This window comes from Kitasatospora sp. NPDC054768 (assembly GCF_053612025.1).
The window spans coordinates 1-12,730 of sequence record NZ_JBSHBN010000061.1; the positions used below are offsets into that span (position 1 = coordinate 1).

The window sequence follows — 12,730 nt, forward strand, 5'->3', positions numbered from 1 at the left end:
GACCCGGTCCGGGCCCACCCCCGCCTTCCCCGCGTGTCCCGTTCTCCCGCTCCCGCCTTCCCGCGCGTCCTGGCCGCCGCTCTGCGCGCTGGATCTTTAGGCCTGAAAGTCGCTATCCGAAACCGGCGATCAAACCATAGGAATGGCTCCACGGCCTGACCGGCCACCCCCGACCAGAAGGAGCCTCACCCATGATTCGCCTTCGTACCACCTGTATGGCCGTCGCCGCTACCGCCGCGATGCTCGCCCTGGCCGCCGCGCCCGCCCAGGCCGCCCCGGGTGACGTCACGACCTCGTGCGCAAGCGTGGTCACCCCGGCCGGCTTCGTCGACGTGAACTGGGGCTACAGCAGCAGTTGCGGCACGCAGAGCTTCAGCCCGAACATCAAGCAGATCAAGCAGCTCACCGGACTGCCCGTCGGCACCGTGGTCCAGGCCTGCTCCACCACCTACCCGCCCGCGGGATGGGTCCAGACCGGCTCCTACTACACCAGCAGCTGCGTCGCCTGGTCGAACCCGAGCTTCAACAACAACGCCTGGCAGCTGAAGCGCGTCTCCTGATCCGGCGCCCCCGGCGGCTCCGCTGATCCGCCGGCTCCGCCCGGACCCTCGGTCGGGTGCCTGACCCGAGGACCTGACCGAGGGCGCCGGGACCGGACGCGCCGGTGCCGACGTGATCAGCGGGCATGCTCGGGGCTGATCGAAGACCGTGCAGTTGTTGAGGTGTCAGTTGTCGCTCCACCCCGGCTCCGGTGATCAAGTCCCTTCTCCGACCGCTCGGATCGCGCGGTCGAGCAACCCCGTCGGCACGACCGCAATGCGGGTCGGAGGCCGGCTGGACGGGCTGTGGTGCAACGGGGCTTCGCGGGCTGGTACCCGCGCGACGGACGCCCGGCCCGTCCGGGCAAGAACCCCACCCGGCCCAGGACCAGGATCCTCGCTGCCGGCAACGACGCCTGCCGCCTGACGGAGCACCTCCAGCGGCACGAGTCGGAGTACCGCCCCGGCCCACAGGCCGAGGCTCCGCGGCAGAGATCCTCGTGCAGAACTACTACCGCGGCAGGGCAGGCCGCCTGCGCCGGCGCACCGCCGGCGACGGCAGCCTGCCACCCTCCGCCTCGGCGATCGTCTTCCCCCACGACACGACGGCTCGCTACGTCCCCCGCGGGCACATCATCAGCTGGAAGGGGGTTCGCCGCACGTGTCACCGAGACGAAACCCCGTCATCGAGACCGCCGACCGCCTTCCCGACCTACCCGGACGAGCACGACATCCCCGGCCGAAGTCCTGCCGAACCCTTGGCACCTGAGCCCGGTCATCCAAGATCACCGACAGAGTCAAGCTCGGGCGCTGCTCGCGGATGCGCGACGGTGAACGCGCTCGGCTCCTGCCACGCTGCACAGGAAGTCGGCGGGTCCGACTTCCTGTGCACGGCGCGGAATTCAGGTACTGGCTGCTTGGGTGCGGCAGTGGGTGAGGGCGTAGGTGAGGCGGGTGTCGGGGTTGGGGGTGGTGGTGAGGAGTTCGCCGGCGGTGACGAGGGCGGTCCAGTAGGTGACGGGGTTGCCGGTGCGGGCGAGGGGGCGGGCGGCGGCGAGGGAGAGGTAGGCGGCGGTGAGGTTGCCGGTGGTGAACCAGCGGGTGAGGCCGTGCTGGTGGCCGGGTCGGATGCCGCCCATGGCGTCGATGGCGGTGAGGAAGTGGTCGACGACGGCGAGTTCGGTGTCGGTGAGGGAGGCGGGGACGTCGAAGACGCCGAGGGCTTCGAGGAGTTCGCCGGTGTCGGTCTCGGAGCCGGGGCGGGGGTTGGCGAGGAGGGCGTCGTGGCACTCGTCGAGGCGGCGGACGGTCTCGGCGAGCGGGATGGTCAGGGCCAGGCAGACGGCGCGGGCCGAGGGCACCGGCTCGCGGGTGCGGCGGGCGAGGAGCGCGTACGTCTCGGCGGGGGTCCGGCCACGGGAGAGGGCGTGGCCGGCGAGGGTGGCGAGGGTGGCGAGGTGCATGGGGGTTCGGACTTTCAGGCGATGACGAGGGCCGGGGCGTAGGGGATGGGGGCGACGAGGGCCCAGACGTACTTGCCGGTGCCGCCGGGGCGGTTGGCGCTGCCCCAGCGTTCGGCGAGCTCGTCGACGAGGAACATCCCGCGCCCGCGCTCGTCGTCCGGCGAGGCGACACGGAGGGACGGGCGGCCGCTTCCGGCGTCGTGGACCTCCAGCCGCAGACGGGAGTTGACGAGGGCGAAGCGGATCTCGATGTGGCAGTCGTCGGGGGCATCGGAGTGCTGCACGGCGTTGGCGAACAGCTCGCCGAGCAGCAGCTCGGCGGTGTCGGCGTAGCGCTCGCCGGAGGGGAGGCCGGAGAGGTAGGCACGGAGCAGGTAGCGCGCCAGGGGCGTGGATTCGGCCCGGGAGTCGAGGCGCGCGACGAACATGCGGGGCCGGCGGTGGGTTTTGAGCATGGGGGACCTCAAGGGGTTGAACGCGTGCTGCTGGAGAAGGGGCCGGACCGCACTCACGGAGGTCCGGCCCCGTGGTGTCGCCGTCGGGCCGGGCGCTTGATCAGGCGACCGGGACCGGGACGCCCCGCACGAGGAGGGGGAGGCCGTCGCCGTGCTCCCAGGCGTCCCAGGCGTCCTCGACGCGGCGGCACTGCTCGTCGGCCATGAGGTCGCGGAGTTGGTGACGGGGGACCCAGTGGAGGGCGCGCAGTTCCTCCGGGGGCCGGTGGTGGGTGGCGGTGGTGGCCTGTTGGGGTGTGAGCTTCCCGCCCGCGTAGACGAGGTTGAGGCCCTCGGGGAACTCGGCGGCGGGCATGTAGTCGATGGCGAGGATGGTGCGGAGGGGCAGGACGAGGCCGGTCTCGGTTTCGAGGTGCCGGCGGGCCGCGAGGTGGGGGAGCTCGTCCTGCTCGGCGCTGCCGCCGGGGAGGATGAGGCCGTCCATGTAGACGGGATCGACGAGGAGGGCGGAGAGTTCGCCCGATCCGTCGGGGTCCTCGCGCAGGGCGAAGATCTGCTGACCCGACCGGCGGGCCGGGGGCTTGCTCATGATGCGGGTCCTGCTCAACTCTGCTCCAGGTAAGAGGAATTGATGGCGGGCGGCAGTGGCCACCCGTCGACGGTCGGGCGGTAGGCGTTCCCGGGTGCGACCTCCACGAAGATGCGCTCGGCGGATCGCTGCCCTCAGAGCCGGTGAAGTCCGCTACAAATTGGTGGAGTTGAAACCGATTCTCGGGATTCCGCGTGTGACACACGAGACCTCCGCCGGTTGCTCTGTGCTCCCGGTGCATCACCGGGCGTAGCCATAGTGGCCCCTCTCCCGCTACGATCGGAACTCGATCTGAATCTTGAAGTTGATGCTCGGCAAGTAGGCGAAGATCAGTGAACATCAAAGAGCTTGATCCAACATCAGGTCCATGGGCACCCTTCGGGGTGCAACTTCGCAGGTCACGTAAGGCTGCTGGCCTCACGCAAGCCCAGCTGGCCAGGCGCTTGGGGGTCGATCCCTCCTACGTCTCCTACGCTGAACTTGCTCCTCCTGGCCGGACCCCGCCAAGCGAGAAGTTCGCACGTGATGCCGATCGGGTGCTTGAGACGGGCGGAACCCTGCTGCTGATGTGGCTCCAGGCCAAGCACTCGGCCTTGCTGGAGGGCTTTCCCGAGTACGCGGCCAATGAGACGCGGGCCAGTGAGATCCGGATCTTCGAACTCGGCATCATCCCCGGCTTGCTCCAAACGAAGTCCTATGCAGCGGCTCTTGCAAGGGCAGATGTTCGTCGAAGGGACATCACTCCCAAGCAAGCAGAAGAGAGGCTGACCTTTCTGTTCGCACGACAGGAGGCCCTGGCGCGACGTGATCCGCCGCTCATCCATGCCGTCATGGACGAGAGCTGCCTCCGGCGGATCATCGGTGGCCCCGAGGTCATGCGGGAACAGCTTGAGCAACTTGAACAGCTCTACGAACAGGGGCGTGTGGTACTTCAGGTAGCGCCGTTCAGCATGGGAGAGCACAGGCCGTTCGCCCTGCCCATGCGGCTGCTGACGCTCCCCGATGGCTCCCTGTTTGGCTACTCTGAGTCTGAGGGGCGAGGGCACGTTGAACGTGATGACGACAGGCTCCGCGACTGGCGTAGGAGATACGATCGCCTCCAGGTAGGGGCGCTGGCCGAGTCGGCGACCCTCGAATTGATACTCCACGCTCGGAAGGACTCTCATGGCTGATTTCGACTTGACTACCGCTTCGTGGGTGAAGTCGACGTACAGCCAGCAAGGCGGCGACTGCCTTGAGGTTGCGCGTGGCTCTCGTGCATTGATGCCGGTCCGTGACTCCAAGGATCCTCAGGGCCCGGCTCTCGTCTTCCCGGCCGAGGCCTGGGTGTCGTTCGTTGCCGCTGTTCTTAGCGGCGAGTTCGGCGAGGTCTGAGCCTCCGCCCGGCCCCCGCAGGCCCGGACCGCTCCCCGGTCCGGGCCTGCGCCGTGCCGGCTCGGACGTCACGCCGGCCCGCCGCCCCCGCCCGGAGCGGAAACCAGCACCGTCCGCCCACCGGGTGGTGCTGAACGGCTGCGAACCGGACGTCACCACGCTCCGCAACGGCCGCCCCCGCTGACAGACCTCGCCGCCGACAACGAACAGAACCTGACGTTCGCGGACCGCTTCGCGAATCTCACCCGTCGAAACCGCCAGTTTGAGGTCCTTATGTCCCAGGCGCTCGACCCGCAGGCGTCGCGGTCATACTTGCAGGCAACCCTGACGAACAGTGCGAGTTGGGGATAACTGAGAGGATGACCATGCACGACGGCACCACCCTCGACCAGGGCGGCTACAGCTGGGCCAAGTCCAGCTACTCGGCCGGTGAGAACGGCAACTGCGTCGAGGTCGGCCGGACCCCGGCCGGCATCATCCCGGTTCGCGACACCAAGCAGCACCGGCGCGGCCCTGTCCTGGAGTTCACCCCCGCGGCGTTCCAGGCGTTCCTTGACGCCGTCAAAGCACATGAGTTCCCGGTTCAGCTGTAACGGGTGAATGACGGATGGGTGGGCCCTGGCGAATCAGCCGCCGGGGCCCACCCATCATCTTGCATACCACCTAGCCACGACAATGAACGCAAGTGGCCCTCACAACAATTCGGCAAGCTCACCTAAAACCGTCAACTGACGCATAGCAGCGCAGCCCTGTCTCAGGGGGCTGGCCAATCGCCGGCGTCCTACCTCACTTGGTGGCTGACCCTGCCCGAAGGTGCCACCGCGCTGCGGCCCGGCGGCGTCCGAACCGCAGGCCCTCCTGCCAGAAAGGTTCGGGCCGGGTCGGCGCCGTCCTGCCAGAGGTGCCTGCGATGGCGGCACGGCCGACCCGGAACTCCCCGATGACCTACTGCACCTGTCGAACCACCGAGACACCGTTCCCCGAGCGCCCCGACCGGCACGCCGCCGAACCGGGCTTCGCACTCGCCCTCGCCTACAACGGCGAACTGCCGGTCGGGTACGCCTACGGCAACACCGGCGCGTTCCTACCGGCCGTCGTCCCCTCCCCCGTCGCACCCGCACCACCGGCCGCCGGTAGCACGGCCGCCCCCGGCACCGCTCCGGCGCCGGGGGCAGAGCGGCACCGGCCGCACCGCCGGTGCCTTCAGGTGGCTTTCGGCGGACCGACGGTGCCGGCCGCCGGAACAGCAAGGGCCCGGAGCAGCAGCAGCCCCAACCCCAGGTCGACGACCACGCCCAACGCCTGCAGCCAGTCGGCCGTCTTCCCCGGCGAGTAGATCTCCAGGTAGTCGGACAGCGCGTGCACCAGCACCACCACCGGCAGCAGCACCACCCAACGCGCCGTCACCCCAAGGCTGGTCACCCCGCCGACCGCCAGCAGACCCCAGGCCCGGAGCAGCACCAGCACCACCATCGCGCCGGCCAGGTTGGCCACGGTCGGCCCCAACTGCGGGAACCACCCAGGATCCAACGGCGGCAGTGCCTTCGCCACCACCACGATCGTCGCCTGCCGGACGACCGCGGCCCCGACCGCCCCCGGCACCGGATTCCGGCGCACCTGGCTCCCCCATCGCGCCAGCGCAGCTCGATGGTAGGCACGACCCCGTCAAGTCGGCGTCAGTTCAGCGGAGTTGGAATCGTTCGTCGCACCGCCGAGACGGCTTCGGGGAGGCGGGAAGGACGCCCGTGGACCCCGCCCCGCCTCCTACGTCCGATCCGACGGCCCGCACACCGGCACTGCCGCGGCCCCTGCGTCGAACCTCCCCGTCCCCGGAGCCGCCCGGATGCCGCCCCCGGCCCCGGCCGCGCAGGAAGTCGGCGGGGCCGACTTCCTGCGCGGCGCGGGTTCAAGCCTGGATCGACGGGGCGGCCCCGCCGCAACAGCCCGGCCCCACCCCACCCCACCCCACCGAGCCAGAGCGCAGGAAGTCGGCGGGGCCGACTTCCTGCGCGCGGCCCGGCGGGTTGGGCGGACCAGGGCGAAGGGGCGTGGAGGGCGGGCGGCCCCACGCGGCGGCGGGGCTGCGGGGTCAGGCCGGGTGGACGAGGCGGCTTTCGTAGGCGAGGACCACGGCTTGGATCCGGTCGCGGAGTTCGAGCTTCTGCAGGATCCGTCCCAGGTGGGACTTCACGGTCGCCTCCGCGAGGTACAGGGTGGCCGCGATCTCCGCGTTGGACAGGCCGCGGCCCACCTGGACGAGCACCTCGCGTTCGCGGGCGCTGAGCCGGCCCAGCCGCTCGTCGTGCTCGGGGCCGCGGCCGTCGGGGATGTGCGGGCGGAGGTTCTCCAGCAGGCGGCGGGTGATCCGCGGGGAGATCACCGCGTCGCCCGCGGCGACGTTGCGGATCGCGGTGAGCAGTTCCTCGGGCCGGGCGTTCTTCAGCAGGAAGCCCGAGGCCCCGGCGTTGAGTCCGGCGAAGGCGTACTCGTCCAGGTCGAAGGTGGTGAGGATGAGCACCCTGCTCCGCGGGCAGGCCGCGACGACCTGTCGGGTCGCCTCGATCCCGTCGGTCCCGGGCATCCGGACGTCCATGAGGACGACGTCGGGGCGCAGCTCCCGGGCGAGGCGTACGGCCTGGGCGCCGTCGGCGGCCTCGCCGACCGGTGCCATGTCGGGCTGGGCCTCCAGGACGGTGCTGAAGGCCATCCGGAGCAGCGCTTCGTCGTCGGCGATCAGGATGCGGATCGTCATGCGCGCGCCGCTTCGCCGCTGTCGAGCAGCAGGCGGGTGTGGACTCCCCAGCCGCCGCCCGGGAGCGGTCCGGCCCGCAATGTCCCCCCGTAGGCGGCCGAGCGCTCGCGCATGCCGGGGATGCCGTGGCCGGACGGTGCGGCGGCGGGACGCGGATGCGGCGGGCGGGGGCCGCTGTCGGTGACGTCCACGGTGACGGCCGCGGTCGAGCAGTGGATGCGGACGGTGGCGCGGGTGCCGGCGGGTGTGTGCTTGAGGGTGTTGGTCAAGGCTTCCTGTACCAGTCGGTAGACGGTGAGTTGGGCGGTGGCGGGGATGTGGGCGTGGCCGCCGTGGACGTCGAGGCGGGTGGGCAGTCCGGCGGCGCACATCTGGTCGGCGAGGGCCTCCAGTTGGGCGATGCCGGGCAGCGGGTGGCGCTGCGCGTCCGGTTCGTCGGTGCGCAGGACGCCCAGTGAGCGCCGCATGTCGGTCAGGGCCTGGCGGCCCGTCTCGGAGATCTGGAGCATCGCGGTGGTGGCCTTGTCGGGCGACCGGTGCTGGGCGTAGACGGCGGCGTCGGTGAGCGCGACCATGACGGACAGGTTGTGGGTGACGATGTCGTGCATCTCCCGGGTGATGCGGGTCCTTTCCTCGGCGACGGCCAGTCGCGCCTGCTGTTCCTGTTCGTGCTCCAGGCGGGCGGCCCGTTCCTCCAGGGCCGCGAGGTAGGCGCGCGTGGTGCGCACGTTCACGCCGAGGACGGCGGCGGCGACGACCATCGCGGTGACCGCGACGAACGGGGTCAGGAACGCGCCTTCCGTCGCCCAGCGCAGGCAGGCCAGCAGGGCACCCGCCTCCACGAGGGCGCCGGCGACGAGCGCGCCGCGCCGGCCCGAGGTGGCGGCCACCGTGTAAAGGGCCACCAACAGGGCTACATCGGCGGGCAGTTGGACGCCCGTCAGCCACTGGACGAGGGCCGCGGCCGCCACCGCGCCGAACACCGTGCGCGGGGCCCGGCGCCGCCACAGCAGGGGCAGCGCGAGGGCGGCGGTGAGGGCCACGGCCACCGGCAGCTCGTGCGGCGGGCGCGTGGTCGTGACGTTGAGGAGCAGGAGCGCCGGCAGCAGCGCGTCCCGTACCGCGGGCGGCAGCCGGGAGCCCCAGCGCCCGGCGGCTTTCACCGGTCGCGCCGCTCGTGCGCGGGCAAGGTCGGCGTACTGCGTCAGTCGTAGGGCGGTCCTCGCCCACCGCGCCCGCACCCGCACCCGTACAGGCACCTGGTTCCGGTGGGCCTGGCCGGGTTCCGCGGCCGCCTCGGTCATCGCACGTCCCTGTCGATTCGGCGTCATGGTGGCCCCGGCCGGGGCCACCGCCGCGGACAGCCGGTTCCGGGTCGGGCACGGGGCCGTACGCCTCGCGCCGCCCCGGCACGCACCACCGCCGCCCCGGCACGTACCGCGGCCCTGCTCACGGTAGGCCGCCGGCCCGCGCGGCACATGAGTCCACCGTCTGATCGCGCCGGGCCGGGATACGCCCGCAGGAGGAGTCCCGATACCTCCCGTGGTCGCAGTGCGGCCGCCGGTCCGGTGTGCTCGACTACTGCTGCGGTCGTACGGGGAGGTTCAGCGGTTTGCGACCCCGGTCGGCCACGGCGGCGACCCGTGATCGATGCGGCGGCGCACGCCCGGCGCCGAGCATGGCCGGGTGACCGAGAACATCGCGGGACTGCCCATGTCCCCCCTGGAAATCCTCGCCCTGCTGGGTGCCGTCGCGCTGGTGGTGGCGCGCTGGCTTCCCCCCGCCGCCCGCCCGCGCGTGACGATCGCGGCGGGGGCGCTCCTCGTGCCGTCCGCGCTCGCGCTGGCCGTGACGGGGATCCGCTGGCAGCTGCTGCCGGTCCTGGCCGGCGCCGCCCTCGCGGCGCCGTTCGCCCTCTCCGCCCTGCTGCGGCGCCGTACCGGCCGGCCGGCGTGGCGGGCCCGCTGGTGGCTGGCGCTGCCGGGATCGGTGGCCTGCGCCGGCCTGATCGCCACCGGCCCGGTGGCCGCCTGGGCCTTTCCCGTACCCGTGTTCCCCGAACCGTCGGGCGCCTTCGCGGTCGGCACCCGCGTGGTGCAGTGGACCGACCCGCGCCGCCCCGAGACCTTCACCGCCGATCCGAACGACCTGCGCACCGTCGTGGTCCAGCTCTGGTACCCCGCGCGGAAGAGCCCCGCGGGCACGCGGCGGGCCCAGTACCTCGGACGCACCGAGCGCGAGGCGCGCACCGTCTCCGAGGCCCTCGCCCGCGGCGTCGGCCTGCCGGGCTTCCTGGTCGACGGTGTTCCGCGGGCCCGCAGCCGTTCGGTCTTCGACGCCCCGGTGGCCGGCGGTGGCGAACGGTTCCCGGTCGTGCTGTTCTCCCCCGGGTCGGGCGGGGTGCGCACCCAGAACACCGCCTGGGCGGAGGAACTGGCCAGCCACGGCTACGTGGTCGCCGCCCTCGACCACCCGTACGACTCCGCCGCCGTCGTCCTCGCCGACGGCCGGACGATCACCACCGAGACCGCCTCCAGCGGCGACCGGGACAAGGACGACGAGCTGGCGGCCGGCTGGACGGCGGTGCGGGCCGCCGACCTCGGCTTCGTCCTCACCCGGCTGGACACCCTGGACCGGGGCGGGATCGCCGACCCGCTGACCGGACGCCTGGACACCGGGCGGGTCGCGGTGAGCGGCCACTCCATGGGCGGCGCCGCCGCCCTGCAGGCGGCCCGGCAGGACCGCCGGTTCGGCGCCGTCGTCGACCTGGACGGCTACCCCCACGGCCCCACCGCACCCGCCCTCGACCGGCCGACGCTCGCACTCACCCAGGCCCTCACCCCGGGAACCGACCCGCGCTACCTGCCCCGCCTCACCGAGGCGCTCGGGTCCAGCACCGCGACGAGCTACCGGCTCACCGTCCCCGGCACCGCGCATCTCACCTTCATGGACGGCCCCCTGTACCTGCCGCCCGTGCCCTCGCTCGTCGGCTCCCTGGGCCGCACCGAGAGCCCGCGCGTCGTCGCCGCGGCCACCCTCGCCTTCCTGGACGCCGTTCTGCGGGACCAGCCCGGCGACCCGGCCGGCGCCCTGCGGGCCTACGGCGACCTCAGCGTCCACCGCCCGGGCGACCGTGGGTGAAGCCGGGTGACGGGAGGCCCGGCGCCGGCCCGGTGCCGGGGTGGTTCAGCGCCGACCGGCTGGACGGCGCCGGGCACCCTGCTGCCGCTGGCCGGCGCGGCCCTGCTGGTGGCGGCCTTCGCGGTGGTGGAGCTGCGCCGGGCGCAGCGGGCGATGTTCGACGTCCGGCTGTTCCGGCGGCCCGAGTTCCTCGCGGTCGTGTGCCAGCCGTTCACCGTGACCCTCGGCTTCGTGGTGCTGCTGGTCTACCTGCCCGCCTACCTCCAGGGGGTGGGCGGGCGTTCCGTGCTGACCAGTGGTCTGCTCCTGCTGCCGCTGACGGTGCCCGTCCTGCTGCTGCCGCTGCCGGCCGGGCGCCTGGCCGCGGCGTTCTCCGTCCGTACGGTGCTGACCGGCGCCTCGGCGCTGATCGCGCTGGGCGCCCTGCTGCTGGTCACGGTGCGCGGCGGCGCGGGGTGGGCGGCGCTGACGGTACCGCTGCTGCCGTTCGGGGCCGGGGTGGGGCTGGCGTTCGGGGTGATGGACGACGCGGCGGTGGGCACGGTGCCGGTCGAGCGCGCCGGGGCCGCGGCCGGCGTCTTCAACACGATGCGGATCACCGGCGAGTCGGTCGCGGTCTCGGGCGCGGCCGCGCTGCTCACCACGCTGACCGCCGCTCACCTGCCCGGCCTGCCGGGCGGCGAGGCGGCCCGGCTCGGCGCGCGGGCCGTCCAGGGGCAGGTGGACCCGGCCCGGCGGGAGGCGCTGGCGGCCGGGTTCACCGGGGCCCTGCACGTCCTGGGGATCGTCCTGGCCGTGCTGTCCGCGGCGGGGGCGGTGCTCACCCACCGGGCTCTGCGGGAGCGGGGCGGGCGGGATTCGAAGGTGCGCCGGGGGTGAGCCGGGGGTGCGCCGGGGCGGTGCGCCGGACGGGCCAATGCCCCGTTGACGGCCGCGCCGCGCCCCTCTACAACGGAGCACGGGCCCCGGTCCGCAACGGAGCACCGGCCCCGGACAGGCCGGCCCCGCCGCGGGGCACCGTCCACCGGGGCGCCCCCGACAGGTCCCGAGAGTCCCTGAGAGTTGCTGAGTTCCCGACAGGTCCCGAGAGTTCCTGAGCCCCCGAGAGCTCCTGAGGAGCGATGCCATGGCTCCAGACGTCAGCCGCTGCCCGGTGCTGGACATGACCGCCCGGCGCATCCACCAGCAGAACGCGGAGCTTCGCGCCGCCGGGCCCGCCGTACGGGTCGAACTCCCCGGCGGCATCATCGCCTGGTCCGTGACCCGCAGCTCGGTGATCCGCGCCCTGACCGGCGATCCCCGGATCTCCCGCGACCCGCGCAGGCACTGGCCCGGCCTGGCCTCGGTGCCCGAGGGGTGGCCGATGGGGCCGATCGCGTTCCAGCAGAACTTCTTCAACCTCTACGGCCGCGAACACCGCTCGGCGCGGCGGCAGATGGCGCCCTCCTTCTCGCCCCGCCGGGTGTCCGGGCTGCGGCCCGGGATCGAGGCGACGACCGCCGCCCTCGTCGGCGCGTTCCGCGGCCTGGGCCCCGGCGAGGCCGTGGACGTCCGCCGGGCGCTGTCGCTCCCGCTGACCATGACGGTGATCTGCGACCTCTTCGGCGTGCCCGCCGACATGCGGCCCCGGATCGGCACGTCGATGGACGCCCTGCTGACGACGACGGCCACCGCCGAGCAGATGACCGCCTCCCGGGCGGCGATCAACGTGGTGCTGACCGACCTGCTGGAGCTCAAACGGCGCGCCCCCGGGCCCGACCTCGCCACCGACGTGGCCGCCGTCGGCACCGGCGGCGGGACGGGCCGCAGCGAGGAGGAGTCCCGCGACATCCTCTTCCTGATGCTGGGCGCCGGGTACGAGACCGCGGTCAACCTCATCACCAGCGCCGTCCAGGCTCTCCTCACCCACCCCGGCCACCTGGCCCGGGTCCACGAGGGCGGCCTCGGCTGGGGGGACGTCATCGAGGAGACCCTGCGCCACGAGAGCCCGGCGATGCACATCCCGCTGCGCTACCCGCTGGAGGACATCGACCTCGGCGAGGGCGTGGTCGTCCGGCGGGGCGAACCGATCCTGCTCGGCTTCGGCGCGGCCGGCCGGGACCCGGAGGTCCACCCGCAGCGGCCGGACGACTTCGACCCGACGCGCCCCGACAAGGAGCACCTGGCCTTCGGCCACGGCCCGCACTTCTGCCTGGGCGCGCCACTGGCCCGACTGGAGGCCGAAGTGGCCCTGGACGGGCTCTTCGGCGCCTACCCCGGTGCCGTCCTGGACCCGTCCAGGGCGGCGCCGGCCCGGATGGAGTCCGTCATCATCAACGGCCCCTCCGAACTCTGGATCGTCCCCACGCCCGCCCCGGCCGCCTGACCTTCGTCGCGAACGACCGTTGTGCGCGTAATCGTTGTGGCACGTTCCGCGA

The 12,730-nt window shown here is 72.8% G+C and carries 13 protein-coding genes; 7 read left to right on the forward strand and 6 right to left on the reverse strand.

Annotation, left to right across the window (positions count from 1 at the left end):
• The first annotated feature begins 191 nt into the window (after positions 1-191).
• On the forward strand, positions 192-560 hold the full coding sequence (locus tag ACWGKU_RS19670) for a hypothetical protein (RefSeq protein WP_401056106.1): 369 nt from the start codon (positions 192-194) through the stop codon (positions 558-560).
• An 881-nt stretch (positions 561-1,441) separates the two neighbouring features.
• Here the strand turns inward: ACWGKU_RS19670 and ACWGKU_RS19675 are convergent.
• The 3 genes from ACWGKU_RS19675 to ACWGKU_RS19685 all read right to left on the reverse strand — a co-directional run bounded on the left by ACWGKU_RS19675 (position 1,442) and on the right by ACWGKU_RS19685 (position 3,046).
• Positions 1,442-2,002 carry a hypothetical protein gene (locus ACWGKU_RS19675; RefSeq protein WP_452180980.1) on the reverse strand — a complete coding sequence of 187 codons (561 nt, stop codon included), beginning with the start codon at positions 2,000-2,002 and terminating at the stop codon, positions 1,442-1,444.
• A 14-nt stretch (positions 2,003-2,016) separates the two neighbouring features.
• On the reverse strand, positions 2,017-2,457 hold the full coding sequence (locus ACWGKU_RS19680) for an ATP-binding protein (protein ID WP_452180979.1): 441 nt from the start codon (positions 2,455-2,457) through the stop codon (positions 2,017-2,019).
• 100 nt (positions 2,458-2,557) lie between these two features.
• Positions 2,558-3,046: an NUDIX domain-containing protein gene (locus ACWGKU_RS19685; RefSeq protein ID WP_452180978.1), complete on the reverse strand. Its 489-nt coding sequence runs from the start codon at positions 3,044-3,046 to the stop codon at positions 2,558-2,560.
• Positions 3,047-3,378: 332 nt separating this feature from the next.
• On the opposite strand from ACWGKU_RS19685, the gene ACWGKU_RS19690 reads away from it, so the two are divergent.
• The 3 genes from ACWGKU_RS19690 to ACWGKU_RS19700 all read left to right on the forward strand — a co-directional run bounded on the left by ACWGKU_RS19690 (position 3,379) and on the right by ACWGKU_RS19700 (position 5,013).
• Positions 3,379-4,218, forward strand: a complete 840-nt coding sequence (locus ACWGKU_RS19690) for a helix-turn-helix domain-containing protein (protein ID WP_452180977.1) — start codon at positions 3,379-3,381, stop codon at positions 4,216-4,218.
• On the forward strand, positions 4,211-4,420 hold the full coding sequence (locus tag ACWGKU_RS19695) for a DUF397 domain-containing protein (protein WP_401055449.1): 210 nt from the start codon (positions 4,211-4,213) through the stop codon (positions 4,418-4,420). The genes ACWGKU_RS19690 and ACWGKU_RS19695 overlap by 8 nt, the downstream gene beginning before the upstream one ends.
• A 359-nt stretch (positions 4,421-4,779) precedes the next feature.
• Positions 4,780-5,013, forward strand: coding sequence for a DUF397 domain-containing protein (locus ACWGKU_RS19700; RefSeq protein ID WP_401055446.1), 234 nt, complete (start codon positions 4,780-4,782; stop codon positions 5,011-5,013).
• A gap of 610 nt (positions 5,014-5,623) precedes the next feature.
• Here the strand turns inward: ACWGKU_RS19700 and ACWGKU_RS19705 are convergent.
• From ACWGKU_RS19705 to ACWGKU_RS19715, 3 genes are all read right to left on the reverse strand, one after another.
• On the reverse strand, positions 5,624-6,037 hold the full coding sequence (locus ACWGKU_RS19705) for a hypothetical protein (RefSeq protein ID WP_452180976.1): 414 nt from the start codon (positions 6,035-6,037) through the stop codon (positions 5,624-5,626).
• A gap of 472 nt (positions 6,038-6,509) precedes the next feature.
• Positions 6,510-7,172 (reverse strand): response regulator, encoded by a 663-nt coding sequence (locus ACWGKU_RS19710; RefSeq protein ID WP_401053186.1) that lies wholly within the window; start codon positions 7,170-7,172, stop codon positions 6,510-6,512.
• Positions 7,169-8,476 (reverse strand): sensor histidine kinase, encoded by a 1,308-nt coding sequence (locus ACWGKU_RS19715; protein WP_452178605.1) that lies wholly within the window; start codon positions 8,474-8,476, stop codon positions 7,169-7,171. The genes ACWGKU_RS19710 and ACWGKU_RS19715 overlap by 4 nt, the downstream gene beginning before the upstream one ends.
• Positions 8,477-8,822: 346 nt before the next feature.
• On the opposite strand from ACWGKU_RS19715, the gene ACWGKU_RS19720 reads away from it, so the two are divergent.
• From ACWGKU_RS19720 to ACWGKU_RS19730, 3 genes are all read left to right on the forward strand, one after another.
• Complete coding sequence (locus ACWGKU_RS19720; RefSeq protein ID WP_452178604.1) at positions 8,823-10,313, forward strand: alpha/beta hydrolase family protein; 1,491 nt, start codon at positions 8,823-8,825, stop codon at positions 10,311-10,313.
• A 6-nt stretch (positions 10,314-10,319) separates the two neighbouring features.
• Positions 10,320-11,192, forward strand: a complete 873-nt coding sequence (locus ACWGKU_RS19725) for an MFS transporter (protein WP_452178603.1) — start codon at positions 10,320-10,322, stop codon at positions 11,190-11,192.
• Between the two features lie 247 nt (positions 11,193-11,439).
• On the forward strand, positions 11,440-12,678 hold the full coding sequence (locus ACWGKU_RS19730; RefSeq protein ID WP_452178602.1) for a cytochrome P450 family protein: 1,239 nt from the start codon (positions 11,440-11,442) through the stop codon (positions 12,676-12,678).
• The last annotated feature ends 52 nt before the right edge of the window (positions 12,679-12,730 follow it).